We start from the raw sequence: 26,949 nt of genomic DNA, 5'->3' as shown, positions 1-26,949 counted from the left end.
TTTCGCCTGGCGGCGGGCGGGTCCGCTGCGCGGGGCGGGGTCCGCTGCGCGGGGCTGTCGGGGTGCGGTGACGGGCCTGCGCGGGTGGGTGTCCGGACTGCTTCGCTTTACGTCCGGACACCCACCCGCTCCGGCCCGTCCCCTCCCGTTGGGGGTGGGAAGAAGGCCGGTGGGGGTGGGCCTGGGTGGTCCGGTGCGCCTTGTCGGTACGAGGAAATCGGCTACCACCGTGGCCAGCCCCCACCGACGTTTACCTACTCCTCCACGGGAGGGGACGGGCCGGAGGGGCAGGGGTGTGGGACGTAAAGCGAAGCAGTCCCACACCCCTGCCCCGGAGGTCCGTCACCGCACCCACAGCCCCGCGCAGCGGACCCGGCCCGCCGCAGGCGCAACGGCGGGCGCACCGCGCAGCGGGCGAAAAACGGCGAGCAACCCCCACGGCGGGAAAGCCAAAAACGTGGGAGGGGCCTCACCCCGTCTCCGCCACCGCCTCCGCGAACTGCGCCGCATACAGGCGCGCATACGCGCCGTTCGCGGCCAACAGGGCCTCGTGGGAGCCCTGTTCGACGATGTTGCCGTTCTCCATGACGAGGATGACGTCCGCGTCGCGGATCGTGGAGAGGCGGTGGGCGATGACGAAGCTGGTGCGGCCGGTGCGGAGTTGGGCCATGGCGTGCTGGATGAGGACTTCGGTGCGGGTGTCGACCGAGCTGGTGGCCTCGTCGAGGACGAGGATCGCGGGTTCGGCGAGGAAGGCGCGGGCGATGGTGATCAGCTGCTTCTCGCCGACGGAGACATTGCTGCCCTCGTCGTCGAGGACCGTGTCGTAACCGTCCGGCAGGGTGCGTACGAAGCGGTCGACGTGGGTGGCGCGGGCGGCGGCCACGATCTTGTCCATCGGGGTGCCCGCGGGGGCGCCGTAGGCGATGTTCTCGGCGATCGTGCCGCCGAAGAGCCAGGTGTCCTGGAGGACCATGCCGATGTGCGCGCGCAGTTCCTCGCGCGACATCGCGGCGATGTCGGTGCCGTCGAGGGTGATCCGGCCGCCGCGTACCTCGTAGAAGCGCATCAGGAGGTTGACGAGGGTGGTCTTGCCGGCGCCCGTCGGACCGACGATCGCCACCGTCTGGCCGGGGTGGACGGCCAGCGACAGGTTCTCGATGAGCGGCTTTTCCTCCGCGTAGCGGAAGGAGACGTCCTCGAACGCGACCCGGCCCTCGATGCGGTCGGGCCGGGCCGGCCGCTCGGGGTCGGGGCCCTGCTCCTCGGCGTCGAGGAGTTCGAAGACCCGCTCGGCGGAGGCGACACCGGACTGGACGAGGTTGGCCATCGAGGCGACCTGGGTGAGCGGCTGGCTGAACTGCCGGGAGTACTGGATGAAGGCCTGGACGTCGCCGATGGACAGGGCGCCGGAGGCGACGCGGAGGCCACCGACCACGGCCACCAGGACGTAGTTGAGGTTGCCGATGAACATCATCGCGGGCTGGATGATCCCGGAGATGAACTGGGCCTTGAAACCGGCGGCGTACAGGGCCTCGTTCTGTTCGCTGAACAGCTCGGCGGACTCCCGCTGGCGGCCGAAGACCTTCACCAGGCTGTGGCCGGTGTACATCTCCTCGATGTGCGCATTGAGCTTGCCGGTGGTCTTCCACTGCTGGACGAACTGCGGCTGGGCGCGCTTGCCGACCTTGGTGGCGACGACGACGGAGACCGGGACCGTGACCAGGGCGACCAGCGCCAGCAGCCACGAGATCCAGAACATCACGCCCAGCACCCCGACGATGGTCAGCAGCGAGGCCACGATCTGGCTGAGGGTCTGCTGCAGCGTCTGCTGGATGTTGTCGATGTCGTTGGTCGCCCGGGAGAGGACTTCACCGCGCTGCTGCCGGTCGAAGTAGCTCAGCGGCAGCCGCGCCAGCTTCTCCTCGACCTGTTCGCGCAGGCGGAAGACCGTGCGCTGGACGACGCGGGTGGCGATCCTGGCCTGGACGAAGCCGAACAGCGAGGCGCCCACGTAGATCAGGGTGACCCAGAGCAGGATCCGGCCGACGGCGCCGAAGTCGATGCCGTGGCCGGGGACGACCGGCATCGCGGCGATCATGTCGGCGAGACCGCCCTGGCCGTGGGCGCGCAGCTGATCCGCCGCCTGGGCCTTGGTGAGGCCGTCGGGCAGCTGGCGGCCGATGATGCCGGACATGATCAGGTCGGTGGCGTGGCCGAGGACCTTGGGTCCCACGACCGTGAGCGCCACGCTCAGGACGCCCAGCGCCAGCGCGACGGACATGACGGCGCGCTCGGGCCGCATCTGGGCCAGCAGCCGTTTGCCGGAGCCCTTGAAGTCCATCGACTTCTCGGTGGGCTGGCCGCCCATCATCCGGGCGGGCCCGACCGCGGGGGCCGGGCCTCGTCTCGGGGCCGCCTGAGGTGTCTCCCCGGTGGCCGCCGGGGTCTCGGCACGGGGGGCCGCCCCCTTGTCCGCGGTGGTCACGCCGCCTCCTGCTCGGTGAGCTGGGAGAGCACGATCTCCCGGTAGGTCTCGTTGCCGGCCATCAGCTCGGTGTGGGTGCCGGTGCCGACGACCCGGCCTTCGTCGAGGACGACGATCCGGTCGGCGCCGCGGATGGTGGCGACGCGCTGGGCGACGATCACCACCGTCGCGCGGTCGGTCTCGCGGGAGAGCGCGGCCCGCAGCGCGGCGTCCGTCGCGTAGTCCAGCGCGGAGAAGGAGTCGTCGAAGAGGTAGATCTCGGGGCGGCGCACCAGGGCGCGGGCGATCGCCAGCCGCTGGCGCTGGCCGCCGGAGACATTGCCGCCGCCCTGCGCGATGGGCGCGTCCAGGCCGCCTTCCATCCGCTCGACGAAGTCCCGCGCCTGGGCGGTCTCCAGGGCGTGCCACAGCTCGTCGTCGGTGGCGTCCGGGTTGCCGTAGCGCAGGTTGGTGGCGACGGTACCGGAGAAGAGGTACGGCTTCTGCGGGACCAGGCCGATGGCCCTGGCCAGCGTCTCCTGGTCGAGGGTGCGGACGTCCTCGCCGTCGACCAGGACCGTGCCGCCGGTCGCGTCGAACAGCCGCGGGACGAGCCCCAGGAGGGTCGATTTGCCGGAGCCCGTGGAGCCGATGACGGCGGTGGTCTCACCGGGGCGGGCGATCAGCGAGATGTCCTTGAGGACCGGCTGTTCGGCGCCGGGGAAGCGGAACTCGACGCCGCGCAGCTCCAGTTCGCCGTGGCGGCGGAGTTCGGTGACGGGGTGCTGGGGCGGAGTGACGCTGGAGTCGGTCCCCAGCACCTCCTGGATGCGCTCGGCGCAGACCTCGGCGCGCGGCAGCATCATCACCATGAACGTCGCCATCATGATCGACATCAGGATGTACATCAGGTAGCTGAGGAACGCCGTCAGCGCGCCGATCTGCATGGACCCGCTGTCGATCCGCAGCCCGCCGAACCAGACGACGGCCACGCTGGAGAGGTTCCCGATCAGCATGACCAGCGGGAACATCATCGACATCAGCCGGCCGGCCCGGAGCGACACCTCGTAGAGATCGGTGCTGGCCCCGGCGAACCGCTCGCGCTCGTGCCGGTCGCGGACGAAGGCGCGGATGACCCGGATGCCGGTGATCTGCTCCCGCAGCACGCGGTTGACGGTGTCGATGCGCTCCTGCACCCCGCGGAACAGCGGCCGCATCCGGCGCACGATCAGTGAGACGAGAATCCCGAGGACCGGGACGATGGCCAACAGGAGGCCGGAGAGCGGCACGTCCTGGTTGAGCGCCATGATGACGCCGCCGACGCACATGATCGGCGCCGAGACCATCATCGTGAACGTCATCAGCACCAGCATCTGGACCTGCTGGACGTCATTGGTGGTGCGGGTGATCAGCGACGGCGCGCCGAAGGTGGCCATCTCGCGGGCGGAGAAGGACTGCACCCGGTCGAAGACCGCGGCACGGATGTCCCGGCCGAGCGCCATGGCCGTACGGGCACCGAAATAGACGGCACCGATCGCGCAGATGATCTGCAGCAGGGTGACGGTGACCATGAAACCGCCGACGCCGAGGATGTAGCCCGTGTCCCCCTTCACGACACCGTTGTCGATGATGTCGGCGTTGAGGGTGGGCAGATAGAGGGTTGCCAGGGTCTGGATCAGCTGAAGCAGCACGATCACGGATATCGAGCGCCGGTGGGGCCGCAAATGCGCCCGTGCGAGTCGGACCAACACGACATGAGCCTAGGCGAACACTTGCCCACGGCAATCGAATTTCCGGCGTACGTCCTGCACGGCCGTGGAGCCTTTGCCAGAACTTGCCCGGAGCCGGATCACCCGCCGCGTAGGCCATCATGGAGGCGGCAACGACGGGGTCCCTCCAAGACGGGGGCGTCCCCCGACCGACACGACGAAGAGGCCGCCGTGACAACAACTGGCACCGTGCGCTACTGGGCCGCGGCCAAGGCCGCCGCCGGCACGGCAGAGGAGCCGTATGCGGCCGCGACGCTCGCCGAAGCGCTCGACGCGGCGCGCACGGCGCATGCCGCGAACCCCGAGTTCGCGCGCGTCCTGCTGCGCTGCTCATTCCTGGTGGACGGCGATCCGGTCGGCACCCGTGACCACCGGGCGGTGCCGCTGGCCGAGGGCGGCACCGTCGAGGTCCTGCCGCCGTTCGCGGGAGGGTGAACACACGACCATGAGCGACAACCAGCCGCAGCAGCACCGGCAGCCGTACGAGCCGCACGACCCCTACGCCCAGCAGGCCCCTTACGGGCAGCAGACTCCCTACGGGCAGCAGGCACCTCAGTCCGCGCAGGCCCCCTACGGGCAGCAGGCGCCGTACGAGCGACAGGCTTCCTACGGACAGCAGCAGCCGCACGGGCAGCAGGCGGCGCACGGGCAGCAGGCGGCGCACGGGCAGCCGTCCCCCTACGGGCAGGGTCAGCAGGCCTACGACCCCTATGCGCAGCAGCAGCCGAGGCCCGAGCAGTACGGGCAGGGCACGCACGGGCGCGGCCGGCCGGGGTCCGACCCCTACGGACGTGACCCGTACGGGCGCGGCCAGTACGGGTACGACGCCTACGGACAGCAGCAGCCGCAGCAGCACCGGCAGCCGCAGCAACCACACCAGCCGCAGCCGCAGCGGCCGGCCCACGGTCAGGACGGCTACGGCGCCCCGCACCCGGCGGAGACCGCGCCGCTGCCCCTCCAGCACCAGACCGCCCGCCCGGCGGACGAGCCGTACGCCCGCCGGCACCCGCAACACCCCCAGCAGGCCCAGCAGGCCCGGCCGGCGGCCGCCCCCGCACCGGCCGCGAGCGCGCCGGTCTCCACCGCCCCGGTCTCCACCGCGTCGGTCTCCTCCGCGCCACTCGCCCCCAACCAGCGCGCCCGCGCCGAGGGCCGCTCGCCGATCATCCCGCCCGGGATCCAGCCGGCCGCGCTGACCGCCGGGCTCGCCCTGCTGCTGGCCCTGACCGCGTCGCTGGGCCGCCCGGTGCTCGCCGTACCGGTGGCGCTGCTGCAGGCCGTCACCGCCGCCGGCTGGTTCCGGCTCAACGGCATGTGGCCGGCCCGCCAGGGCATCGCGCTCGCCTTCCTGGGCGGCCTGACCACCGATGTCGCGCTGCTCGCCACCGACCGCGCGAGCGCGCCGCTGGTCGGCATCGGCACGCTCGGGGTGTGGTGCCTGCTCGTCCTCGTCCTGCAACTGCGCAATCGCAGCAGCGCCGACGAGCGGATGTACGCGCTGACCGCCGGTCTGACCTCGTCCGCGCTCGCGGTGTTGGCCGCCGGCCACCTCGCGGCGAGCCCGCAGGCGGTGGTGGCAGGCGCCTGCGCGGTCGCGGTGGCCACCCTCGCCCGTGCGCTGCCGCTGCCCTCCGCGGCCTCGATCGCCATCTGCCTGGTGGCCGCCGCGGGCGCCGGTATCGCGGCCGGGCAGCTGACCGGCCTCGGCGCGTCCGGTGCGCTGCTGGGCCTGGCGGCCGGCGGCTGTGCCCTGATCGGCCTGCGGGTGGCCAGCTACGACTACCCGTCCCGCTTCGTCCACCTGACGGCGGGCGTGGCCCTGCCGCTGGCGCTGGCCGCGCCCGCGGTGTACGTCCTGGGGCGGGCGCTGGGTTAGGGGGTGTCTCCCCCTGACCCCCGGACCCCCTCGATGCCGTGAGCGGCACCGGGCGGCGGCCGCCGGAAGCGTCCCTGGCGCGTTCCGGCGGCCGCCGCTGCCGTTTCCCGGACCACGTCGTCTAGGCTCCCCGGAGCGCAGGCAGGGGGCCTGCACGGACACGGCCGGAATCCGGCCCAGGTGTGGGGGAAGTGGTTCGATGCGTGCACTACGTGTGCTGTTGGTCGTCCTCGTCATATTCGGCGGCCTGTTCGTCGCCGCCGACCGGGTGGCGGTGAACCTGGTCGAGGACAAGGCCGCGGACAAGATCCGCAGCAGCCAGGGGCTCGACAAGACCCCGGAGGTCTCGATCAAGGGCTTCCCGTTCCTGACCCAGGTCGCCGGCCGCAGCCTCGACGAGGTGGACGCCGAGCTCGGGGGGATCGAGGCCCGCGCCCAGGGGCATGCGCTGCGCATCGACCGGCTCTCGGCGCAGTTCCACGAGGTCGGGCTGACCAGCGACTACACCTCGATCGAGAGCGCCGCCACGGCGACCGGCAACGCCCGGATCAACTACGCCGACCTGACCCAGGCGGCGGGCGGCGGCGTCACGATCGGCTACGGCGGGCAGAAGGGCGGCCGCGGCCAGGTCAAGATCTCGCCGAAGATCCCGGTCCTCAGCTCGCTGGACGTGACCGGCTCCATCACGATCGTGGGCGGCAACACCGTCCGGCTGCGCGCCGACGGGCTCCCGGCGGTGTGCCGGGCCCTGCCGGGCTGTGAGAGCAAGGTGCGCTCCCAGACCGACCACGACTGGAAGCTGGACCAGCTGCCCGGCAACCTGAAGCTGGAGAAGGTCGTGACCACGCCCGAGGGGCTGTCGATCTCCGCTGCCGGCAAGGACGTCAAGCTTCCCGGCTGACCGGACGTCCGCGGCGGGCCGCCCCACCGGCCCACCGGCACCGATCCGCCGGCCGATCCACCGGCCGATCCACCCCTCGTCCACTTCCTGAGACGACCGAGTCCGTACGCCAGACCCCCCACCGGCGTACGGACGCCCGGGGCTCGTGAGCCCTAGGTGGCGACACCACCGATCCCACATTGCGGACAAACGCGTCTCGCCATTCGACACGCCGGTGACACGCCCCGCTCCGCGTCCCTACGATCGGTGCCATGCAGAGCTCATTGAGCGGTCTCCGTCCGCGGGGACGTGCGGTACTGACGAAGCGGCGGGCAGTAGACCTGTGCCGCGTCGCCGCCATGCTCTGTCGCCCTGTCTGACGGGCTCTTCGACCCTCTCCCGGCTCCTGCCGGCAGGTGTCCCCAGCCCGGCCGGCCACTGCGGCCGCACCCTCACGCGTCCCGGCGCAGCGCCGCCCCGGAACCCCGTCCGGAAGTCACCGGCGCCCGCCCGGCCTACCCGCGTGCCCTCTCTGCCACCGCCCCCCGTAACTGCCCCGGAGGAGAAGAACATGAGCCGTAGCGACGTCCTCGTAGACGCCGACTGGGTCGAGGCCCACCTCGAGGACCCGAAGGTCGTCCTCGTCGAGGTTGACGAGGACACCTCGGCCTACGACAAGAACCACATCAAGAACGCCGTGCGGATCGACTGGAAGCAGGACCTCCAGGACCCGGTCCGCCGCGACTTCGTCGACCAGGAGGGCTTCGAGAAGCTGCTCTCCGCCAAGGGCATCGCCAACGACGACACCGTGGTCCTCTACGGCGGCAACAACAACTGGTTCGCCTCCTACGCCTACTGGTACTTCAAGCTCTACGGACACGACAGCGTCAAGCTGCTCGACGGCGGCCGCAAGAAGTGGGAGCTGGACTCGCGCGACCTGGTCGACGGCTCCGAGGTTCCCCAGCGTCCGGCCACCGACTACAAGGCCAAGGCCCAGAACACCGCCATCCGCGCCTTCCGGGACGATGTCGTCGCCGCGATCGACAACCTCAACCTGGTCGACGTGCGTTCCCCCGACGAGTTCAGCGGCAAGCTGCTCGCCCCGGCGCACCTCCCGCAGGAGCAGTCGCAGCGCCCCGGCCACGTGCCCAGCGCCCGCAACATCCCGTGGTCGAAGAACGCCAACGACGACGGCACCTTCAAGTCGGACGACGAGCTCAAGGCCCTCTACGAGGGTGAGTCGGTGGACCTGGCCAAGGACACCATCGCCTACTGCCGCATCGGCGAGCGCTCCGCGCTGACCTGGTTCGTCCTGCACGAGCTGCTCGGCCAGACCAACGTCAAGAACTACGACGGCTCCTGGACCGAGTACGGCTCGCTGGTCGGCGTCCCGATCGAGCTCGGCGCCAACAAGTAAGCAAGCAGCTTCTCCCTCACCCTCAAGGAAGTACCCCTATGTGTGGAGCACAGGCAGGCGGCCCGGACGCCTCGACCATCAAGCCCGGTGAGACCACGATCCAGGGCAGCGTGACCCGCGACGGCGAGCCCGTCACCGGTTACGTCCGCCTCCTGGACAGCACCGGTGAGTTCACCGCCGAGGTTCCCACCTCCGCGACCGGACAGTTCCGCTTCTACGCGGCCGAGGGCACCTGGACGCTGCGTGCGCTCGTCCCGGGCGGCACCGCCGACCGCACCGTCGTCGCCCAGCAGGGCGGCCTGGCGGAGGTCGCCATCGCTGTCTGACGGTCGCCGTGGCCGCGCTCCGTAGCACAGGGGCCCTCGCCACGATCCGTACGGCCGGAAGGGCCGCACTCCGGAGGTTTGGACGCCTTGGCCGGGGTGCGGCCCTTTTGTGCCATGCGGGGTGCCGTCCGGCGTGCCGTCCGGGCGCGAACGGCGTCTCCCCCGCCGACTTCTGTCCTGCCCCGCGCGGACTTACCGTGGATTTATGGACGCGCACCGCCGGTCGCCCGTACAGCGCCGCCATCGCAGGTACTTCGTCCTGATGGGCGTGTGCCTGGTGCTGTTCGTCCTGGCCTGGGGCGTGGTGCGGCTGTGGTCGGTGCCGGCCGCGGTGGGCATGTGTGTGGTCGCCATGGTCATTCCGCCGGTCGCGGCGATCATCGGCAACCGCCGGGAGCCCGGGGAGCGCTGGTGGGACGAGTCCGGTGACCCGGAGTCCGACCGCTGGTGGCGCGAGCTGGACGACCGGGGCGACGACAAGCACACGCAGTAGCCGCCCCGGGACGCCGCGGACCTCAGTACACCAGCGCCTGGACGTCGTCCGGCATGATCTCGCTGACGAACAGCTGGGAACCGGCGATCCCGGCACCCTCGATCAGGTCCTTCTGCTCGATGTCCCGCCGCGCCGCGCACTGGGTGCAGACGGTGATCGCGCCGCCACCGGCCCGGATCCCGTCGATCAGCTCCGGCAGGGGGGCCGCATGCGGCAGCTCGAACTCCGCCGCCCGCCCCGGGAGCGCGAACCACACCGATTCCCCGGTCAGCCACAGCGACACCTCGACACCGCTGGCCACCGCCACCGCCGCCACCGTGAACGCCTGCGAGCACCGCTCGGGCGCATCCGCACCCGCCGTCACCTTGATCACGAGCTTCTTCGCCATGAGCCAAGAGTAGGGGCGGCGGACCTCACAGCGCCGTTGTCACCGCCGCCGACTAGACTCTCAGGCGGTCCGTTACACCCTCACTCCGTTCAGGGAGCGCGCTCGTGCTTGAGGCATTCTTCACCACCCTGCTGGTTCTGGTCGCCATCGGCGTGATCTCGTTCGCCGGTCTGACCTGGAAGAAGCTGTACCAGGGCCAGCGCTGAGCGTTCGCTCCCCCAGCCCCCGGCGGGTGGCAGCCCCACCCACCAGCCTCCACGGAGCGCCGTGCGCGCCCCTGTCGGTTCCCCTCCACATAGATCGCCTGAGCTCTCATGATCGAGATCCCGTCCGACCTGAACCCGGCCCTGGTGCCGCTCGCCTTCCTCCTCGGCAACTGGGAGGGCGCCGGCGTCGCCGAATTCCCGGGCACCGAGAAGTGCAACTTCGGGCAGGAGGTCAGCTTCAGCCACGACGGCCGTGACTTCCTGGAGTACACCTCGCACAGCTGGGTGCTCGACGCCGAGGGCAAGAAGGTGCGCCCGCTGGAGAGCGAGAGCGGCTACTGGCGCATCGACGCGGACCGCAAGGTCGAGATCGTGATGTGCCGCGACCAGGGCGTGGTGGAGGTCTGGTACGGCGAGCTGGCCGACCAGAAGCCGCAGATCGACCTGGCCACCGACGCCATCGCCCGCACCGCCGCCTCCGGCCCGTACAGCGGCGGCAAGCGACTCTACGGCTACGTCAACAGCGACCTGATGTGGGTCGGCGAGAAGTCCACCCCGGACGTGCCGCTGCGGCCGTACATGTCGGCGCATCTGAAGAAGGTCGCCGACCTCAAGGAGTGGGCGGAAAGCCTCCCCGAGGACACACCGGACGGGGTCTCCTTCTTCCGTCCTGACGGCACGCCCTACAACCCGTAAGCACGACGGGAGAGCCCCGCTCTCCTCGCCGGCGCCCCACTCCTGGACGACGGTCGGCCGGGAGACCGTCGTCCTGACGCCGCATATGGGCGGGGGCTGACGCGGCGTACGGACGGTGGCTGACACCGCACCCGGCAGGCGCCCTGACGCGGCCAGCCCACGGCCGCCCGCCGTCCGTCCTCCTACACTGGCTGTGTGGTGACCACCGACTGGCAGAGCGACCTCCGCAGGCGCGGATACCGCCTGACCCCCCAGCGTCAGCTCGTACTGGAGGCTGTGGACAGGCTGGAGCACGCCACCCCTGACGACATCCTCACCGAGGTGCGCAAGACCGCGGGCGGGGTGAACATCTCCACGGTCTACCGGACCCTGGAACTCCTCGAAGAGCTGGGCCTGGTCAGCCATGCCCACCTCGGCCACGGCGCCCCCACCTACCACCTCGCCGACCGCCACCACCACATCCACCTGGTCTGCCGGGACTGCTCGGACGTCATCGAGGCGGATCTGTCGGTGGCCGAGCCGTTCACGGCCCAGCTGCGCGGACAGTTCGGCTTCGAGACGGACATGAAGCACTTCGCCATCTTCGGACGCTGTGCCGCCTGCCGTGAGAAGGCCGCCGAGGGCGACGGCTGAGACAGTCGCGAGCGGGTCGTAGGCTGGCCTCATGCTGCGACCATCACCCGCCAGCCCCCTGCTGTCGCTGCCCGGCGCCGTCCCCGCCGAGGCTCCGGACGAAGGCGTCGCCGCGCACTACGGAGACCTCTTCCGTGAGCAGCGCGCCCTCGCCGACGGCTCCGGCTTCGTGGACCTCTCCCACCGCGGCGTGGTCACCGTCACCGGCCCCGAACGACTGAGCTGGCTGCACCTGCTGCTCACCCAGCACGTCAGCGAACTCGCGCCCGGCCATGCCACCGAGGCGCTGATCCTCTCCGCGCACGGCCACATCGAGCATGCGGTCTACCTCGTCGACGACGGCGAGACGACCTGGATGCACACCGAACCGGGCCACCAGGAGGCGCTGATCGCCTACCTGGAGAGCATGAAGTTCTTCTACCGGGTCGAGGTCGCCGACCGCACGGACGAGATCGCCGTCGTCCACCTGCCGGCCGGCTCCATCGCCGAGGCGCCCGGCAGCGCCGTGGTCCGCGAGACCGCGCACGGCCGCGATCTGTTCCTGCCGCGCGCCGAGCTGGAGCCGTTCGCCGCTGGAAATGGCCCGGCGGCCGGTGTCCTGGCGCTGGAGGCGCTGCGCGTCGAGGCCCACCGCCCCCGGCTGGGCCTGGAGACCGACCACCGCACCATCCCGCACGAGCTGGGCTGGATCGGCACCGCCGTACACCTCCAGAAGGGCTGCTACCGCGGCCAGGAGACCGTCGCCCGGGTCCACAACCTGGGGAAGCCGCCGCGCCGGCTGGTCTTCTTGCACCTGGACGGCAGCGAGGTCCATCTGCCGCCGCACGGTGCCCCCATCCGTCTCGCCTCGGACGGCGAGGAGGGCCGGCAGCTCGGCTTCGTCACCACCTCGGCCCGCCATCACGAGCTCGGCCCGATCGCGCTCGCCCTGGTCAAGCGGAATGTGCCGCCGGCCGCGCAGTTGACGGCGGGCGGCACGGCGGCGGCGCAGGAGATCGTGGTCGAGCCGTAGGACGCCCCGTCCGGCGCGGGGCCGCCCCGCGCCGGATTCCGCCCCCGGCCCGGCCTACACCTCCACCAGCACCGTGAACGGCCCGTCGTTCGTCAGCGACACCTTCATGTCCGCGCCGAAGCGGCCGGTCTCCACCTGGGCGCCCAGCGCCCGCAGCTGCGCCACGACCTCGTCGACCAGCGGCTCGGCGACCGGCCCCGGGGCAGCGGCGTTCCAGGTGGGGCGGCGCCCCTTGCGGGCGTCACCGTAGAGAGTGAACTGGCTGATCACCAACAGCGGCGCGGCGGTGTCCGAGCAGGACTTCTCGCCCTGCAGAATCCGCACCGACCACAGCTTGCGGGCCAGCTGCGCCGCCTTCTCCGGGGTGTCCTCGTGCGTGACCCCCACCAGCACGCACAGCCCCTCACCGACGATCTCCCCGACCGTCTCGCCCGCCACCTCGACGCGTGCGCCGTCAACCCTTTGCACCACAGCTCGCATACCCGCCATCATGCCCGGCGGCCCACCGTCTTCGGACAGCCGTGCCCCTCCGGGGGCCGTTCGGGTGCCATGGCCCTGCAGAAGGACCGCCCAGAGTGGCACGATGCGTGCACGTGGTGCGTTTCATGGACAACATGCCCAGGAAGCGGCACCGGACGAGGGGACGGAACGACCCATGAGCACTCTCGGCGCCGGACAGACACCCGGTCCCGTACCAACCACCCGTACGACACCGACCGGCCGGACGACGTCCACCGCCCCCACGCCAGACACCGCACGTCCGCCCGGCACGCCACCACCCCCCACCGCCCTGACGACGACCACGGCAGCGGCTCGCGTCGAGCCCCCCGGCACCGAGGACGGTCCCATGCCCAAGGCAGGCCAGGCGCAGCACCCCCGCCCCCCGCAGCAGCGCGACCGCTGCCGTCCGGCCGCGGCGCCCGAGCTGTCCGGCCTGGGGCTGCCCGAGCTGCGGGTGGTACGGCGCGACTCACAGCAGGAAGAGGCCGATCTCAGCTATCTGCGACGGCTGTTGCAGGGCCGGATCGACATTCTGCGTGCCGAGATCGCCCGCCGGTCCGCGCAGCACTCCCCGCTGCTCGACCGGCTGCCGGAGATCCTGACGGACCTGCCGTCCCGGCACCGCTCCTCGGCACGGCATGTGACCGTCGGCACGCCGCACAGCGAGGAGAACCGCAGGCTCGCCGAGGAAATCCTCGGTGAGGTCGAGCTGTCCGACCTCACCGCGCGCACCGACCAGGAACTGCAGGAGGCCATGGGCCGGCTGATCCGCTACGAGCAGCAGGTGTCGCGTCGCCGTCAGTCACTGCAGCGCACCGCCGACGATTGCAGCGCCGAAATTGCCCGCAGGTACCGTGAAGGCGAAGCGCAAGTAGACGACCTGCTGTCCTGACCGGGCCACAAGCCTTCGGGGGCGACGGGTCACTCCCCGGAAGGCCGCCGATGACCTCGCCCACTCCGATATCCGCACCGACCCCGGAAGCCGGCGCAGAAGCCGGCGCGGCAGCCGGCCTGTCGTCGCCGGTGTCCCCCGTGCTCGCCGAGGTCGTCCGCTCCGGCTTCGTCGAGGGCCGGCACCGCGGGTCCCTGGTGGTGCTCGCGGCGGACGGCAGCGTGGAGTGGTCGCTGGGCGAGGTGACCGCTCCCGTCTTCCCCCGCTCCACGAACAAGCCGATGCAGGCCGCGGCGGTGCTGCGGGCGGGGCTGGACCTCTCCGGCGAGCGGCTGGCGCTGGCCGCCGCGAGCCATTCCGGCGAGCCGTTCCACCTTGACCTGGTGCGGTCCATGCTGGCCGAGCACGGGCTGACCGCCGGGCAGCTGCAGACGCCGGCGGACCTGCCCCTGGACCCGGAGGAGGCGGAGGCGTACCTCGCCGCCGGACGGGTCCGTGACCGCCTCACGATGAACTGCTCGGGCAAGCACACCGCGATGCTGGCCGCCTGTGCGCGCAACGGCTGGCCGCTCGGCTCGTACCTCGACCAGGCGCACCCGCTGCAGCAGCTGGTGGCCGAGGGGGTGCGGGCCGCGAGCGGCGAGGACGTCGCGCACATCGGCACGGACGGCTGCGGCGCGCCGCTGCTCTCGCTCTCCCTGACCGGCCTGGCCCGCGCCTTCCGGTACTTCGTGCTCGCCGAGCCCGGCAGTCCTGAGCGGCGGGTCGCGGATGCGATGCGCGCCCACCCGGAGTACGTCGCGGGCACTCGGCGGCCGGACACCTGGCTGATGCAAGCCCTGCCGGGCACGCTCGCCAAGATGGGGGCCGAGGCGGTCCAGGCCCTGGCCCTCCCGGACGGCCGCGCCCTCGCCTTCAAGATCGACGATGGGGCGGGCCGCACCCTGGGGCCGGTTCTCGCCCGGACGCTGCGCCTGATGGGGGTCGACGCTGCCGTGCTGTCCCGGCTGGAGGACGCCCCGCTCTTCGGTGGAGCGGCACGGGTGGGGGCGATCCGCGCGACGTTCTGAGGCCGGGGCTTGCCCGGCACGACCTGGGGTAAGCGGGGCGTGAGCCACCGTGCGGCGCGCCCCGCGCCCGCTGCCCCATGGGCGATGGCCTGCATAAGGTGGCGCTACACAGTGCAGGCACGCACCACCCACCACAGCAGGAGGCCGGCGACCATGAGCGACGCGAATTCCGAGCCGCAGGGGCCCGAGGCGATCGAGCACGCGCACGACCCCGAGGTGCTGCAGCTCGCGGCGAAGGTGTTCGACCTGGCACGGCACGGCGACACCGACACCGTCGCCGCATACGTGGACGCGGGTGTCCCCGCCAATCTGACGAACGACAAGGGCGACTCGCTGGTGATGCTGGCGGCGTACCACGGTCATCCCGCCACCGTGGAGGCCCTGTTGCAGCGCGGCGCCGACGCCGACCGCCCCAACGACCGTGGCCAGACCCCGCTCGCCGGCGCGGTCTTCAAGGCCGAGGACGAGGTCATCAAGGTCCTGATGGCACACGGTGCGGACCCCTCGGCGGGCAGCCCCTCGGCCGTCGAGACGGCGCGGATGTTCGAGAAGCCGGAGCTGCTGAAGCTGTTCGGGGCGGAGTGACCCGAGGGCTGCTCGCCCGTGGACGAGGCCCAGGCGTGGCCTGCGCGCTTGACCTCAAGCTCACTTGAGGTCCTAGCGTCGGTGGTCGGCGGCGCTTTGCCGCTCACACGCCACGAAAGGCCCCGCATGTCCGCGCACCCCTACCGTCTCGCAGTGATCATCGCCAGCACCCGGGAGGGCCGGTTCGCCCCCGTCATCGCGAACTGGTTCTCCCGGCACGCCGGGACCCACGCGCATATCGACCTCGACGTCATCGACCTCGACACCGTCCGCCCCTACGAACTCCGTTACGGCAGCGAGGAGTTCGAGTCGTTCGCCAAGCGCATCGACGAGGCCGACGCCTTCGTCGTGATCACCCCGGAGTACAACCACTCGTTCCCGGCCCCGCTCAAGCACGCCATCGACCTGCTGCACCGCCAGTGGCAGGCCAAGCCGGTCGGCTTCGTCTCGTACGGCGGGATCTCCGGCGGTCTGCGCGCCGTCGAGCAACTGCGGTTGGTTTTCGCGGAGTTGCACGCCACCACGGTCCGCGAAACGGTGAGCTTCGCGCTCTGTGGCAACCTCTTCGACGAGGCGGGCAGCCTGCACGACCCGGCCCCCGCCACACAGGCCGCCGACACCCTGCTCAACCAGCTGACCTGGTGGGCGGTGACCCTCCGCGAGGCCCGCGCGACCCGCCCGTACGGCGGCTGAGGCTCGTAGCCAGAGCGCCGCTGCCGGATCGCCGCCGCACCGCCGTCGCGAGATGTACGTTCATCGCGCACGGAATGCTGCCGTCCGGCAGCGCTGCCGTCGCCGACTCCGCCTCGAAGCGGGCCCGTAGATCCGCGTGCCCTGCCGACGCGGAGGTCCGCACGCACGCCCCTCAGCCCTGTCCGCCCTGTCAGCCGTCGGAAGGCCGCTCCTGGAGTGCCCAGCCGTTGCCGTCCGGGTCGCTGAAGTAGACGAACGAATTCCACGCACCGCCGGGGCCGTCGGCCATCGCCCCGTCCTCCACATGCTGCACGGGACCGGCCGCCACACCCCGTTCGAGCAGTTGCGCACGGGCCGCGGCGATATCGGAGACCACCAGCTGGAGCCCCTGCACGGAACCGGGCTCCCCCTCCGTGACCCCGTCGCCCGCGCCGATCACGATCGAGCAGCCCGACCCCGGCGGCGTCAGCTGCACGACGCGCACCGCGTCCCCGACGCACATGTCGTGATCGACGGCAAAGCCCATCTGCTCGCCGTAGAAATGCTTGGCCCGCTCCACATCGGCGACCGGCACCGGCACCAATTCGAGCTTCCAGCCCATGGCGCGCCGCCCTTCCGTACGGCCAACGGCCGCGGCAGCGACCGCCGACACCGGCCCCCTCACGCTGCGAAAAGTCTAAAGCAGCCTCCTGCGGCAGTGCTCGCGGTGGGGCTACTCGGGCAGCGGGCGGTCGTCGACGACGTGCTTCATGACGAGGGTGGAGGTCAGGCGTTGGACGCCCGGCAGTCTGGCCAGGCGCTGGTCGTAGAGCTGCTGGAAGGCGGACAGGTCGGTGGTGGCGATGCGCAGGAGGTAGTCGGGTTCGCCGAACAGGCGTTGGGCCTGGAGCACGTGGGGGACGGCGGCCACTGCCTCCTCGAAGGCGGTGACGGTGTCACGGTCCTCCCAGCGCAGCGTGGCGAAGACGAGGGCTTCGAAGTCGAGGCCGACGGCGGCCGGGTCCACGACGGCGCGGTAGCCGCGGATCGCGCCTGCTCGTTCGAGGTCGCGCAGGCGGCGGTGGCAGGGCGACACGCTCAGCTGCACCCGGGCGGCGAGCTCGGTGACCGTGAGACGGCCGTCCAACTGCAGCTCGGTAAGAATCTTCCGATCCAAGGCGTCCATGAAGAAGATTCTCCCTCAGTGCACGCGATCATGAGGTAAATGCGGAAACATTTTCGGGCAGATCAGACCTAACCTTCCCCTCGTAGCGCAGAACGCGGAACGCAAGAGAAGGACCGGCCCATGGACACGACGACGCTGGCGGCTTTCCTGGCGGTGGATCTCCTGCTGGTGTTCACCCCTGGCGCGGACTGGGCCTATGCGATCGGGGCGGGGCTGCGGGACCGGTCGGTCGTTCCGGCGGTCGCGGGGCTGATAGCCGGGTACGCGGGATACACGCTGCTCGCCGTCGCGGGCCTGGTGGTGATCGTGGCGAGCTCGACGACCCTGCTCACCGCGCTGACCGTCGCGGGGGCGGGCTACCTGGTGTGGCTCGGCTGCAGCGTGCTGAGGCAGCCGGCCACGTTGACGGCCTCCGGTGCGGCCATGGGCTCCTCCCGCTTGCAGATCATGCTCAAGGGGGCCGGGACCAGCGGCCTCAACCCGAAGGCGTTGCTGCTGTACTTCTCGCTGTTCCCGCAGTTCATCGACCCGGCGACGGGCTGGCCCATCGCCGCGCAGACGGGACTGCTCGGCACGCTCCACATGACCGCATGCGCCGTCGTCTACCTCGGCGTCGCCGTGCTCGCCCGGACCGTCCTGAAGACCCGGCCGTCCGCGGCCCGGGCGGTCACCCGGTGCTCCGGCGCCATGATGATCGTCATCGGCGGGCTCCTGCTGGTGGAAAGCCTGACAGGCTGACGGACCCGCTCCTCGCTTCGAGCGGAGGGGGCGGCCTTGTTGTTACCCTCCCCCTCTTCCTCCCCTCCCCCTCGCCTCACTCCTCATGCGGGCATGGCACTTTGGCGACAGTTGCCCGCCTGGCCGGTCAGCGGTTGACGAAGGTCATGCTGGCCTCGTCGTACCGCGTACCGGCGACCCGGGCGGCCGGCGCCGCGGCGTCGATCGCGGCGAGTTCTTCGGTGGTCAGCTCCACGGCGAGCGCCCCGAGGTTTTCCTCCAGGTACTTCACCCGGCGGGTTCCGGGGATCGGCACGACGTCATCCCCACGGTGCTGCACCCAGGCCAGCGCGAGCTGTCCGGCGCTGACGCCCTTCTGTGCGGCGAGCGCGTCCAGCTGCTCGACGATGGCCAGGTTCTGCTCCAGGTTGCCGTCGGCGAAGCGCGGCTGGCTGCGGCGCAGATCGGACTTGGGCAGGCCCTCCACCGAGGTGTAGCGGCCGGTCAGGAAGCCGCGTCCGAGCGGCGAGAACGGCACCAGGCCGATACCGAGTTCACGGCACACCGGCGCGATCTCCTGCTCCAGATCACGGGTCCACAGCGACCACTCGCTCTGCAGCGCGGCGATCGGATGCACCGCATGCGCCCGCCGCAGGGTCGCCGCGCTCGCCTCGGACAGCCCGAGGTGCCGCACCTTGCCCGCCGAGACGAGTTCGGCCATCGCACCGACGGTCTCCTCGATCGGTACGTCGGGGTCGACGCGGTGCTGGTAGTAGAGGTCGATGTGATCGACCCCGAGCCGGCGCAGCGATGCGTCGCAGGCCTCCCGTACGTAGGCGGCGTCGCCGCGGATCGCGGTCGGCTCACCGAGCCGGTTGGCGAACCCGAACTTCGTCGCCAGCACCACCTCGTCCCGCCGGCCGGCAATCGCCCGGCCTATCAGCTCCTCGTTGTGCCCCGCCCCGTAGAAGTCGGAGGTGTCCAGCAGGCTGACACCGAGGTCGAGCGCCCGGTTGATGGTCGCGATCGACTGCGTGTCGTCCGACGCCCCGTACCCATGGCTCATCCCCATGCAGCCGAGCCCCTGCGCGGAAACCACCAGATCGCCGAGGCGACGCGACGGGATGCTCATCGTGGTCATGCTGCTGCTACCTCCTGAACGTACGGTGGACGGACCCGGGGCGCCGAGCCTCTGAGTCGCCGAGCCTCTGCCTCTGATCCCGTCCTGATTGCTGAACTCCGGCCCCTCGTAGCGGGCTTGTGCCGGAGTCACGTCCCGGACGGTATGAGTTGGAGCGCACTTCAAGTCAACACGGCGTCGCAATGGCGCTGGCGGGGCTGTCCTCCCTGAGCCGTCGGCCGTCGTCGGTCTCGGTTTCAGCCGCCGTCGCCCGCTATGGCCCGCAGGGCCTGACAGTGTGCGGCGAAGGCGGTGCGGCCGGCGGGCGTCAGGGCGAGCCAGGTGCGCGGGCGCTTGCCGACATATCCCTTCTTGACGGCGACATAGCCAGCCTTCTCCAGGGTGGCCACCTGCCGCGACAGGACCGAATCGCTCACCTCGACGGTGTCGCGGACAAAGGCGAATTCGGCCTTTGCGGCAGCCGCGAGGGTCGCCACGATGGAGAAGCGGACCGGTGCGTGTATCACGTCGTCGAGCGCGTGTCGCGGATGTGCCCCGTGAAGCGGGTCGGTCACCGCCGGGCCTCCAAGTAAGCGCCTATCAGCCCGGGAAGGGCAACCACCAGTGCGCCGGGCACCCACCATGCCAGGGCCCCCGGGAACCACATGGTGCCAGGGAACAGCACCGCGCCGTAGAGCAGACCCCAGGACGCGATCATGATGCCGTGCCTCCATCCGAACCCGCGCCGGGCCACGCGCTGCCGGGCCGCATAGACCGACAACCCGGTGATCGTGGCGCACCACAAACCGCCGCCGATCGCCGAACCGTAAGGCCGGCCCAGCAGTCCGATGCAGAGCACCAGGACCGCGGAAGCGCAGCCGTAGATCAGCTGGTACCCGACGTACCACCTCGTGCCGTCCCGCACCGTCGAGCTCAGCTTCCGCGCACGGTCCAGTGCGGCAGCTGCTTCCTGCGAGGCGTACTCCGCCATGTCGTCCCCCCGACAACTGGTGCTGCTCCGGCTTCCTGCGTTCAGCGTGACAAGTACTTTCCGATATGACAAGTACTTTCCGGCCATTCGCTGCCCACGCGAAGTGCCCGCCGTCCGCGAGCCGTTGCCCCGTCGCCCCGCCGCGGCGCTCCGTCGCGCTGCCACAGCCGCCCACCTGCGCGTCGCGGTCCAGGTCAGGTAATGTTGCGCCCTCAGCAGTGGACCGACCCAGGAGGTGAGACCGATTCCCCGCCAGATCAGGCAGGCGCTCCCGGCTCACGCCTCTGCGGTCCCTCCGATGCAGGTGACCGTCCGACACACGTGAACCCCGGGAAGCGCCGTCGGCGCCCCGAAAGGCTCACATGTCGTCGTTTCAGATGTCGCCCCGTCCCTCACCGTTTTCCTCTTCCTTCCCGGCCCCCGCCTCCGCGCCGCTCTCCCGTTCCGCCGTCGTCGCCACGCTGCGCGCCGCCGGCTGCGTCTTCGCCGAGGACGAGGCGGAACTGCTCCTGTCCACCGCCCATACGGCGGACGAACTCACCGCCATGGTGGAGCGGCGCGCCTTCGGTCTGCCGCTGGAACATGTCGTCGGCTGGGCGGAGTTCCACGGGCGACGGATCACCGTCGATCCCGGGGTCTTCGTACCGCGCCGCCGCACCGAGTTCCTGGTGGGCCAAGCCGTCGCCCTCGGTCGGCGGACCGCCGAGCGCACCGGGCGGCCCACGGTCGTCGTCGACCTGTGCTGCGGATCGGGCGCGGTGGCCGCGGTACTGGCCGCGACCCTTCACCGGGTCGAGCTGTACGCCGCCGACATCGAACCCGCCGCGGTGCGCTGCGCCCGCCGCAACATCACCGACGCCGGGGGCCGGGTCTACGAGGGCGACCTCTTCGATGCGCTCCCCGTCGGCCTCCGGGGCCGTATCGACATCCTGGTGGCCAACGTTCCCTACGTACCGACCGAGGAGGTCGGGCTGTTGCCGCCCGAGGCCCGCGAGTTCGAGCCGCTGGTGGCGCTCGACGGCGGCGCGGACGGGCTCGAGGTCCTGCGGCGGGTGACCGCGGCGGCCCCGCAGTGGCTGGCGCCGGGGGGCCATCTCCTGGTCGAGACAAGCGAACACCAGGCACCGCAGGCCGTCGAGGCCTTCACCCGCAACGGGCTGCTCCCCCGGGTGGCCGAGTCCGACGAGCTCTACGCCACGGTCGTCATAGGAACCCGGGCGCCTGAGCCTGGTGCCTCCTACCTCCCGGACACCGACACCACCTGCTTGCCCACCACACCGCCCCGCTCGAAGGCCTGATGCGCCGAGGCGATGTCCGCCAGCGGGTACACGCTGTCGACGACGGGCCGCAGTGCGCCAGAGGTCACGTAGTCGGCCAGGTTACGCAGCACAGCGGTGTCGGGGTTGGAGCTCAAGGTGCGGATGCGGCGGGCGCCGTGCACGCTCGACGCGGCGATGGCCGCCATGGAGGATGCCGACAGCGCGATGGTGGCCATCCTGCCGTCGTGGGTCAGCCGGCGCCGGTAGGAGTTCAGTTCCGAGCCGACGGTGTCCAAGACGACGTCGAACGGTCCGATCCGGTCCGGGGTAGTGGTGCCGTAGTCGAAGACCTCGTCGGCGCCCAGCTCTCGCAGCGCCCCGGCATGGCGGCCCCGGGACAGCGCGGTGACGTGCCCACCCATGGCCTGGGCGAGTTGTACGGCGGCCGTGCCGACTCCGCCGGCGGCGCCACGCACCAGGAGGCGTTCACCGCTCGCGAGGTGCAGGGTCTCCCGCAGTGCGGCCAACGCCGTCGTTCCCGCCACGACCAGGGAGGCCGCCTCCACCGACGAGAGGTCTGCCGGTGCGGGGCCGACGCGGCTTGCGGGGACCAGCACGTATTCGGCGGCTGCGCCGACGGCGTTCCGCTTGAGCGGGGGCACCGTGCCCCACACCCGGTCTCCCACCTGGTACTGCGGGACGCCGGCGCCGGCTGCCGCGACGACACCGGCGAAGTCCAGTCCCACACCGATCGGGAACCGGCGTCCGGACACGATCCGCAATCCCCCGGCGCGCACGATCGTGTCGAGCCCGTTCACGCTCGACGCCTCGATCGAGACCAGGACCTCGCCCGCACCGGGGGCGGGACGGTCAACTTCGTTGACCCTGAGGACATCCGGGGTGCCGTAGCCGGTGATCTGAGCGGCCTTCATCTCATTTCCTATCGGTAGGTGCTGGTCAGGGCTGCGGGGGTGAGGGGGACGGTGATCGGGATGCGGGAGCGCAAAGACAACGGCATCGACATCACCATCGGCATCGGCATCGGCATCGGGAGAGCGATACCCACCATCAATCATCCATTGCGTGTGATTCTTTGTATCATACGCCCCGGATGATTGATGGTTTACGGACGGATCCCTGTGACCAGAATCACACGACTCGTATGATTCGTGGTTAGGATGGGGCGCATGCAGCAGCCCCTCCACCGCCGCCGGCCGACCCCGAGCAACCCGCGCGTCCAGCGCACCCGCAACCGCGTACTGACCGTCGCCCGTGAACTGCTGCCCCAGGTCGGACCGACCGGGCTGACGTACGCCCTGCTGGCCGAGCACGCCGACGTCACCCGCCAGACCCTCTACCGCCACTGGCCCAACCGGGCCGCGCTGCTCTTCGACCTGATCCTGGAAGGCCCCGACCTCGGCAACTACCCCGAGCCGGGCAGCGACGTACGCACCGTTGCGGTCGGCTGGCTGACGAGCCTGCGCGACGGCATCAGCGAACCGGCCATCCGCACGGCAGTACTGGCCATCACCGTCCAAGCCGACCACGACCCCGACAGCGCCCAGGCCCTGGTACGCATCGGCCAGGACCGCCGCGCGGCCCTGAACACACTCCTGGATCCCTCAGGCGTCCAGATCGACGACACCGAACACACCCTGCTCTACGGGCCGGTGCTCGCCAGACTCTTCCTCGACCGCGGCCAGGTGACCGACGAGTTCATCGACACCGTCGTCACCCAATGGCTCACCACGCTCGAAAGACTGCGCGGCCGGAAGCTCAGCGAGAGGTAGAGCCAGTTGCGAAGTGAATCGTGCTCGTCGGCCCTTGCCCGTTCGGCCCTCGCGGCCTGCGGGGCGAGGCCGGGCGGGACAGGTAGCCCGACAGGCGGTCAACGGGGCAGATCGGAACTATCACGCCAACTTCATAAGAACCAGTCATATTAACGGAGTTCAACACCACCGGGTGACCGAGTTGTATAGGTTCTGGCTCGGCTCAGGTGATGCCGCACGTCACCCGTCCCACGCATTTCTTTCACTGGAGAGCGGGCACGTCCTGTCGGCTTCACGCACGGAACGACGCGGCTGAAGCCCTACAGGAAGGGGACGGCCCGCCGGACTGGAGAGGAAGCCTCATGACAGAAATCGATCTCGGACTGGCGTCGGACTGGGATGAGGGCGACACCCACGGCCGCATCAAGCTGCGGCAGAACCAGGTCTATCCCACGTCACCCAAGAAGGACGTGCTGATCAGCTCACCGGTGAGCATCGAACTGTCGGTGAACACGAACTGCTCCTCCTCCCAGGAGGCGGACAAGATCTACTTCACGACCCACCACGGCTCCACGAAGAAGATCATCGCGGTGCTCGACTCCGACGGCAATCTGCACATCGCCGGCCGCCTGATCACGGAGCAGAAGGACCTGTCGTACTAGAAGCGGACGCCCGCCCCGTCTAGAAGCGGACGTCCGTCCCCTCCCTCCTGACCGGCAGACACCGAGGTGGTCCGGAAGGAACGCCCAGCGTTCAGAGCAAGGCACGAATTTTGAGAACCTGCTGTAAAAGTGCTGGTCACAGCCGTTCACCAAGGGCTGTGACCAGCACGCTCGCGGCATGGCGGACGGCGAACCCGCCATAACGGGTGGCGACGTCCGGGCGACGCTTGAGGCAGTCGATCCCTCCAGAGCTGTTCGCCCTTGCAGGGATGTTCCGTCGGTTCAGGAATCGAGCACGGCGGCGATGGCCTCGATCTCTACGAGCTGGCCGTCGTAGCCGAGCACGGTGACACCCATCAACGTGCTGGGCACGTCGTGGTCGCCGAACGCAGTCCGGACAACCCCCCACGCCGTCACCAGGTCCTCCCGCCGCTGGGAGGCAACGAGAACGCGGGTGCTGATGACATCGTGGAGTGACGCGCCGGAGTCTGCCAGAGCGGTCCGCATGTTCTCCACGGCCTTGGCCGCCTGCCCCGCGACGTCTCCGATTGCCGCAGTGGAACCGTCCTCATTCAGCGGACATGCTCCGGCCAGGAAGATCAGCCGCGACTCGGCCGGGGCCGTGGCAGCGTAGGAGTACTCGGCAACATCGGACAGGGATGCAGAACGAATCAACGTGACAGCACGCGGCACGGGCTTCCTTTCGCCGTAGACCCGGTAGACCCGGGACGCTCACGACCTTCTCAAAGATCGACTCCGCGTTCGACGCAATTTCCTGTCCGCCAACTCCCGCGATGGGCCGCTGCCGTCGGCCTCCGAATCGCTCTGCCATGGTCAGCCCGTCAGCACCCATCGCATACTGATCCCCGTACCCAAACTCGACGAATCACCTGATCGAAGAGACACGGTCTAGTCCACGTAGTCCACCGCGGCCGGCTCCGGCACAGCCCCCGGACGCGTATCGGGAACGACCCGCCCTCGTCCCTCGTGCCGGCCCAGCGCCGCGAGGGTCAGGGTCACCGTGACCGAGCCGGCCGCCAGCAGCGTCATCGCCGTGGCCGGGGAGGTCAGTTGGGCCAGAGTGCCCGCCAAAGCGGCGCCGACGCCCTGCAGGGTGGACATACCGACGAAGTGCAGGCCGAGGGCCTGGCCCGCGAGGTCGTCGGGGGTGAGGGACATCAGGCGCTCCTGCAGGACCAGACTCGCGGCAAAGCCGACCGCGGCGACGGCGACGGCCACGGCCGACAGCGCCACCCCCGGCCGGAGGGCGAAACACAGGTACGGCGTCGCCAACAGCAGGCGCAGCGGGACCGCGAGGCGGGGACGCCACGCCGGTGGCACCAGGCGGCCCACCGTCACATCACCCGCGAACATGCCCAGCGCCCCGCACGCGAACAACGTCCCGGCCGCCTCGGGGGCGTAGGAGACGAAGAGCGAATCGCAGCCCACCACCAGGCCGTTGGGGATCCACAGGCCCAGGTACGTCAGACGGCGGGGGCGCGAGGACCACAGGAGGGCGTTGGTGCGCCAGGTCGCCGAGACGGACGGGCGGCCGGAGGAGCGCGGCGGGCGGGCCGTGAGGCCCAGACGGGTGCCGAGGGCCGCCAGCACATACAGCGCCGCCGCCAGGAGCAGGCACCTCCCCGGGGTCAGGAGCGCCAGCAGCGCGCCGCCCGTGGCGAAACCGGCCACCTGCATCAAGCCCCAGAGCATGTTGAACACGGAACGGCCCAGGACATAGCCGTCCTTGGGCAGGATGTCGTTCAGCAGTCCCGCGCGCACGCCCCCGCCCAGGGACGCGATCAGGCCCTGCGCCAGTACGACGGCGAAGACCGCCCCGACCGGCAGGCCGGGCAGCGCGAGCACCGCCGTACCGGCCGCGAAGGCGAGGGCGAGGCCGGTGAGGGCCGCGCGCGGGGGCAGGCGGTCGGCGCCCGAGAGCAGGAAGGTGGCTCCCAGCACCTGTGCCAGCTGCGGGCCGAACATGCTCACCGCCAACAGGAGCGGGGATCCGGTGGCCCGGAAGACCAGGGTGCCGAGGGCCAGGCCGCCGATCGTCTGGGCCGCGGCGTGGGCGGCGAAGGAGAGCAGGAACGGGGTGAACTCCGGGGTGCGGATCAAGGTGCGATAGCTGCGCATGCACCGGAGTCTCGGAGCGGCCCGGGGACCGTGTTTACTGTTTCGCCGACGCGCGAAAGGTCGTACGCATGGGCTTATGGCAGATCGACACCGACACCCTCGCCCGCAGTCGGTTCGTGCTCTCGCCGTTCGCCGAGACCTTCGCGAGCCTGAAACTGCTGCACGCGGGGACCGGCGCCCATCCCGGCGAGGAGGCCTGGCTGCGCGCGCACCTGCCCGGCTACCGCGCACGCCTCGCGGCCGACCCGGTGACCGCGCTGCTGGTGCGGGCGGCCGTCGGCACGTCCTGGATCGCCGACTTCCTCTGTCCCACCTCATGCGTCGGGGAGCGCTTCGAGGAGAGCGTGGCCCGGGTGCAGGCGGCCGGGGCGGAGCAGGCGCGCGCCGACCTGCGGGTGTCCCTCCGGGGTCCGCTGCCCGCCGCCCTGGAGCGGGACGACCTGCCCGAGCGGGGGGCCGCGCTCCTGACGTACCTCTGGGACGAGACCGTACGGCCGTACTGGGAGCGTCGGCGGCGCGTCCTGGAGGCCGACATGGTCGCCCGGACCACACAGGTGAGTCAGGGCGGCTGGGCGGCCGTGCTGGATTCCCTGCGGCCGGGCACGCGGTGGCTCGGGGAGAGCCGGTTCCAGGTCAACCTGCACGCATATCCGCCGCGGGAGATCGCCACCGGGGCCGAGCTGTTGTTCATGCCGGTGACACCGAGGACCGGGTGGGTGTCGTGGGAGGGGCGCGAGCGGTACGCCGTCGTCTACCCGTGTCTCGGGGTACTCGCCGAGGACCACGACCGGCGGCCCGTCCCGGGCGGCCTCGGAGCGCTCATCGGGACGGCCCGGGCCCGGTTGCTGGTGCTGCTGGGGACTCCCCTGAGTACGACCCAGCTGGTCGCCGTGACCGGGCAGGGGCTGGGGTCGGTGGGACGGCATCTGCGGGTGCTGCTGGACGCGGGGCTGGTGGGCCGGCGGCGGGCCGGGCGGTCGGTGCTGTACCTGCGGACGGCGGCCGGGGAGGGGCTGGTGGAGGCTTCGGGGGCCGGGGTGGGCGACCGGGAGCCGGAACCGGGGAGCCACCCGCAACCGGGGGGCCATCGGTCAGGTGCGTTGTGCGGCCGTCGAAAGGGCACACGCTGAGAGGCGCCCGAACGGCGGCCGTTGGCCGGTGACCGGTGGCACCTCGCGCGCCCGGCCCCCTCGCCCACGCCCCTCCACACCACTCCTGCTAGC

General features: G+C 70.9%; 32 protein-coding genes. 19 read left to right on the top strand and 13 right to left on the bottom strand.

The window, feature by feature from the left end:
• Positions 1-469: 469 nt before the first annotated feature.
• Together CFW40_RS20655 and CFW40_RS20650 are read right to left on the bottom strand one after the other, a co-directional pair.
• The gene (locus tag CFW40_RS20655) at positions 470-2,371 is read right to left on the bottom strand and encodes an ABC transporter ATP-binding protein (protein ID WP_176956668.1); all 1,902 of its coding nucleotides are present in this window, start codon (positions 2,369-2,371) and stop codon (positions 470-472) included.
• Positions 2,372-2,484: 113 nt separating this feature from the next.
• A complete protein-coding gene (locus tag CFW40_RS20650; protein WP_088799283.1) occupies positions 2,485-4,218 on the bottom strand; it encodes an ABC transporter ATP-binding protein in 1,734 nt (577 codons plus the stop codon).
• A gap of 207 nt (positions 4,219-4,425) precedes the next feature.
• Here CFW40_RS20650 and CFW40_RS20645 point away from each other — a divergent pair, with 207 nt between their 5' ends.
• From CFW40_RS20645 to CFW40_RS20615, 7 genes are all read left to right on the top strand, one after another.
• On the top strand, positions 4,426-4,671 hold the full coding sequence (locus tag CFW40_RS20645) for a MoaD/ThiS family protein (RefSeq protein WP_088799282.1): 246 nt from the start codon (positions 4,426-4,428) through the stop codon (positions 4,669-4,671).
• A gap of 10 nt (positions 4,672-4,681) precedes the next feature.
• Positions 4,682-6,112: a hypothetical protein gene (locus tag CFW40_RS20640; RefSeq protein WP_088799281.1), complete on the top strand. Its 1,431-nt coding sequence runs from the start codon at positions 4,682-4,684 to the stop codon at positions 6,110-6,112.
• 199 nt (positions 6,113-6,311) lie between these two features.
• Positions 6,312-7,013: a DUF2993 domain-containing protein gene (locus tag CFW40_RS20635; RefSeq protein WP_176956437.1), complete on the top strand. Its 702-nt coding sequence runs from the start codon at positions 6,312-6,314 to the stop codon at positions 7,011-7,013.
• A 251-nt stretch (positions 7,014-7,264) separates the two neighbouring features.
• Positions 7,265-7,372 carry a putative leader peptide gene (locus CFW40_RS38970; protein ID WP_350252853.1) on the top strand — a complete coding sequence of 36 codons (108 nt, stop codon included), beginning with the start codon at positions 7,265-7,267 and terminating at the stop codon, positions 7,370-7,372.
• A 191-nt stretch (positions 7,373-7,563) separates the two neighbouring features.
• Positions 7,564-8,409, top strand: a complete 846-nt coding sequence (locus tag CFW40_RS20625; protein WP_088799279.1) for a sulfurtransferase — start codon at positions 7,564-7,566, stop codon at positions 8,407-8,409.
• Positions 8,410-8,447: 38 nt separating this feature from the next.
• Positions 8,448-8,735: a DUF1416 domain-containing protein gene (locus CFW40_RS20620; protein ID WP_030085405.1), complete on the top strand. Its 288-nt coding sequence runs from the start codon at positions 8,448-8,450 to the stop codon at positions 8,733-8,735.
• A gap of 205 nt (positions 8,736-8,940) precedes the next feature.
• Positions 8,941-9,228, top strand: coding sequence for a DUF3099 domain-containing protein (locus CFW40_RS20615; protein ID WP_086718475.1), 288 nt, complete (start codon positions 8,941-8,943; stop codon positions 9,226-9,228).
• A gap of 22 nt (positions 9,229-9,250) precedes the next feature.
• Here CFW40_RS20615 and CFW40_RS20610 read toward each other — a convergent pair whose 3' ends face one another.
• Positions 9,251-9,616: a DsrE family protein gene (locus CFW40_RS20610; protein WP_086718474.1), complete on the bottom strand. Its 366-nt coding sequence runs from the start codon at positions 9,614-9,616 to the stop codon at positions 9,251-9,253.
• A gap of 314 nt (positions 9,617-9,930) precedes the next feature.
• On the opposite strand from CFW40_RS20610, the gene CFW40_RS20605 reads away from it, so the two are divergent.
• From CFW40_RS20605 to CFW40_RS20595, 3 genes are all read left to right on the top strand, one after another.
• Positions 9,931-10,518 (top strand): FABP family protein, encoded by a 588-nt coding sequence (locus CFW40_RS20605; protein ID WP_088799278.1) that lies wholly within the window; start codon positions 9,931-9,933, stop codon positions 10,516-10,518.
• A 195-nt stretch (positions 10,519-10,713) separates the two neighbouring features.
• On the top strand, positions 10,714-11,151 hold the full coding sequence (locus tag CFW40_RS20600; protein WP_088799277.1) for a Fur family transcriptional regulator: 438 nt from the start codon (positions 10,714-10,716) through the stop codon (positions 11,149-11,151).
• Positions 11,152-11,182: 31 nt separating this feature from the next.
• Positions 11,183-12,163, top strand: a complete 981-nt coding sequence (locus tag CFW40_RS20595) for a folate-binding protein YgfZ (protein WP_088799276.1) — start codon at positions 11,183-11,185, stop codon at positions 12,161-12,163.
• 54 nt (positions 12,164-12,217) lie between these two features.
• Here CFW40_RS20595 and dtd read toward each other — a convergent pair whose 3' ends face one another.
• Positions 12,218-12,643, bottom strand: coding sequence for a D-aminoacyl-tRNA deacylase (dtd, locus tag CFW40_RS20590; protein WP_088799275.1), 426 nt, complete (start codon positions 12,641-12,643; stop codon positions 12,218-12,220).
• 175 nt (positions 12,644-12,818) lie between these two features.
• On the opposite strand from dtd, the gene CFW40_RS20585 reads away from it, so the two are divergent.
• The 4 genes from CFW40_RS20585 (at position 12,819) to CFW40_RS20570 (ending at position 15,904) form a co-directional block, all read left to right on the top strand.
• Complete coding sequence (locus CFW40_RS20585; protein ID WP_088799274.1) at positions 12,819-13,556, top strand: ABC transporter substrate-binding protein; 738 nt, start codon at positions 12,819-12,821, stop codon at positions 13,554-13,556.
• A gap of 50 nt (positions 13,557-13,606) precedes the next feature.
• A complete protein-coding gene (locus CFW40_RS20580) occupies positions 13,607-14,626 on the top strand; it encodes an asparaginase (RefSeq protein WP_256331359.1) in 1,020 nt (339 codons plus the stop codon).
• A 153-nt stretch (positions 14,627-14,779) separates the two neighbouring features.
• Entirely contained in the window at positions 14,780-15,211 is a 432-nt protein-coding gene (locus CFW40_RS20575; protein WP_088799273.1) for an ankyrin repeat domain-containing protein, read from the top strand.
• A gap of 126 nt (positions 15,212-15,337) precedes the next feature.
• Positions 15,338-15,904: an NADPH-dependent FMN reductase gene (locus tag CFW40_RS20570; protein ID WP_088799272.1), complete on the top strand. Its 567-nt coding sequence runs from the start codon at positions 15,338-15,340 to the stop codon at positions 15,902-15,904.
• A 190-nt stretch (positions 15,905-16,094) separates the two neighbouring features.
• On the opposite strand, the gene CFW40_RS20560 is transcribed toward CFW40_RS20570, so the two are convergent.
• Positions 16,095-16,505 carry a VOC family protein gene (locus CFW40_RS20560; RefSeq protein ID WP_088799270.1) on the bottom strand — a complete coding sequence of 137 codons (411 nt, stop codon included), beginning with the start codon at positions 16,503-16,505 and terminating at the stop codon, positions 16,095-16,097.
• A gap of 111 nt (positions 16,506-16,616) precedes the next feature.
• Positions 16,617-17,069 carry an Lrp/AsnC family transcriptional regulator gene (locus tag CFW40_RS20555; RefSeq protein WP_088799269.1) on the bottom strand — a complete coding sequence of 151 codons (453 nt, stop codon included), beginning with the start codon at positions 17,067-17,069 and terminating at the stop codon, positions 16,617-16,619.
• 120 nt (positions 17,070-17,189) lie between these two features.
• On the opposite strand from CFW40_RS20555, the gene CFW40_RS20550 reads away from it, so the two are divergent.
• Positions 17,190-17,807, top strand: a complete 618-nt coding sequence (locus CFW40_RS20550) for a LysE family translocator (protein ID WP_088799268.1) — start codon at positions 17,190-17,192, stop codon at positions 17,805-17,807.
• A gap of 127 nt (positions 17,808-17,934) precedes the next feature.
• On the opposite strand, the gene CFW40_RS20545 is transcribed toward CFW40_RS20550, so the two are convergent.
• The 3 genes from CFW40_RS20545 to CFW40_RS20535 all read right to left on the bottom strand — a co-directional run bounded on the left by CFW40_RS20545 (position 17,935) and on the right by CFW40_RS20535 (position 19,897).
• Positions 17,935-18,927 carry an aldo/keto reductase gene (locus CFW40_RS20545; protein ID WP_088799267.1) on the bottom strand — a complete coding sequence of 331 codons (993 nt, stop codon included), beginning with the start codon at positions 18,925-18,927 and terminating at the stop codon, positions 17,935-17,937.
• A 236-nt stretch (positions 18,928-19,163) separates the two neighbouring features.
• Positions 19,164-19,481, bottom strand: a complete 318-nt coding sequence (locus CFW40_RS20540) for a transcriptional regulator (protein ID WP_088799266.1) — start codon at positions 19,479-19,481, stop codon at positions 19,164-19,166.
• Complete coding sequence (locus CFW40_RS20535) at positions 19,478-19,897, bottom strand: hypothetical protein (RefSeq protein WP_088799265.1); 420 nt, start codon at positions 19,895-19,897, stop codon at positions 19,478-19,480. The genes CFW40_RS20540 and CFW40_RS20535 overlap by 4 nt, the downstream gene beginning before the upstream one ends.
• Positions 19,898-20,259: 362 nt before the next feature.
• On the opposite strand from CFW40_RS20535, the gene CFW40_RS20530 reads away from it, so the two are divergent.
• Positions 20,260-21,195, top strand: coding sequence for a putative protein N(5)-glutamine methyltransferase (locus CFW40_RS20530; RefSeq protein ID WP_176956438.1), 936 nt, complete (start codon positions 20,260-20,262; stop codon positions 21,193-21,195).
• Here CFW40_RS20530 and CFW40_RS20525 read toward each other — a convergent pair.
• The gene (locus CFW40_RS20525; RefSeq protein ID WP_088799264.1) at positions 21,135-22,088 is read right to left on the bottom strand and encodes an NAD(P)-dependent alcohol dehydrogenase; all 954 of its coding nucleotides are present in this window, start codon (positions 22,086-22,088) and stop codon (positions 21,135-21,137) included. The two genes, CFW40_RS20530 and CFW40_RS20525, sit on opposite strands and share 61 nt — an antisense overlap.
• Before the next feature lie 8 nt (positions 22,089-22,096).
• On the bottom strand, positions 22,097-22,225 hold the full coding sequence (locus CFW40_RS38185) for a hypothetical protein (RefSeq protein WP_256331360.1): 129 nt from the start codon (positions 22,223-22,225) through the stop codon (positions 22,097-22,099).
• A 118-nt stretch (positions 22,226-22,343) separates the two neighbouring features.
• Between CFW40_RS38185 and CFW40_RS20520 the strand changes: the two genes are divergently transcribed.
• Positions 22,344-22,946 (top strand): TetR/AcrR family transcriptional regulator, encoded by a 603-nt coding sequence (locus CFW40_RS20520; RefSeq protein ID WP_088799263.1) that lies wholly within the window; start codon positions 22,344-22,346, stop codon positions 22,944-22,946.
• Positions 22,947-23,287: 341 nt separating this feature from the next.
• Positions 23,288-23,587 carry a DUF6342 family protein gene (locus CFW40_RS20515; RefSeq protein WP_088799262.1) on the top strand — a complete coding sequence of 100 codons (300 nt, stop codon included), beginning with the start codon at positions 23,288-23,290 and terminating at the stop codon, positions 23,585-23,587.
• Between the two features lie 282 nt (positions 23,588-23,869).
• Here the strand turns inward: CFW40_RS20515 and CFW40_RS20510 are convergent, their stop codons facing one another.
• Positions 23,870-24,280 carry a RidA family protein gene (locus tag CFW40_RS20510; protein ID WP_088799261.1) on the bottom strand — a complete coding sequence of 137 codons (411 nt, stop codon included), beginning with the start codon at positions 24,278-24,280 and terminating at the stop codon, positions 23,870-23,872.
• A 216-nt stretch (positions 24,281-24,496) separates the two neighbouring features.
• Positions 24,497-25,726 carry an MFS transporter gene (locus CFW40_RS20505; RefSeq protein WP_176956439.1) on the bottom strand — a complete coding sequence of 410 codons (1,230 nt, stop codon included), beginning with the start codon at positions 25,724-25,726 and terminating at the stop codon, positions 24,497-24,499.
• 68 nt (positions 25,727-25,794) lie between these two features.
• On the opposite strand from CFW40_RS20505, the gene CFW40_RS20500 reads away from it, so the two are divergent.
• Entirely contained in the window at positions 25,795-26,856 is a 1,062-nt protein-coding gene (locus tag CFW40_RS20500; RefSeq protein WP_088799260.1) for a helix-turn-helix transcriptional regulator, read from the top strand.
• The last annotated feature ends 93 nt before the right edge of the window (positions 26,857-26,949 follow it).

Origin of the sequence: Streptomyces sp. 2114.4, from assembly GCF_900187385.1 — a bacterium.
Classification (GTDB): domain Bacteria; phylum Actinomycetota; class Actinomycetes; order Streptomycetales; family Streptomycetaceae; genus Streptomyces; species Streptomyces mooreae.
The sequence above is the reverse complement of the archived record's forward strand: the minus strand, read 5'-3'. Positions and strand labels throughout refer to the sequence as shown.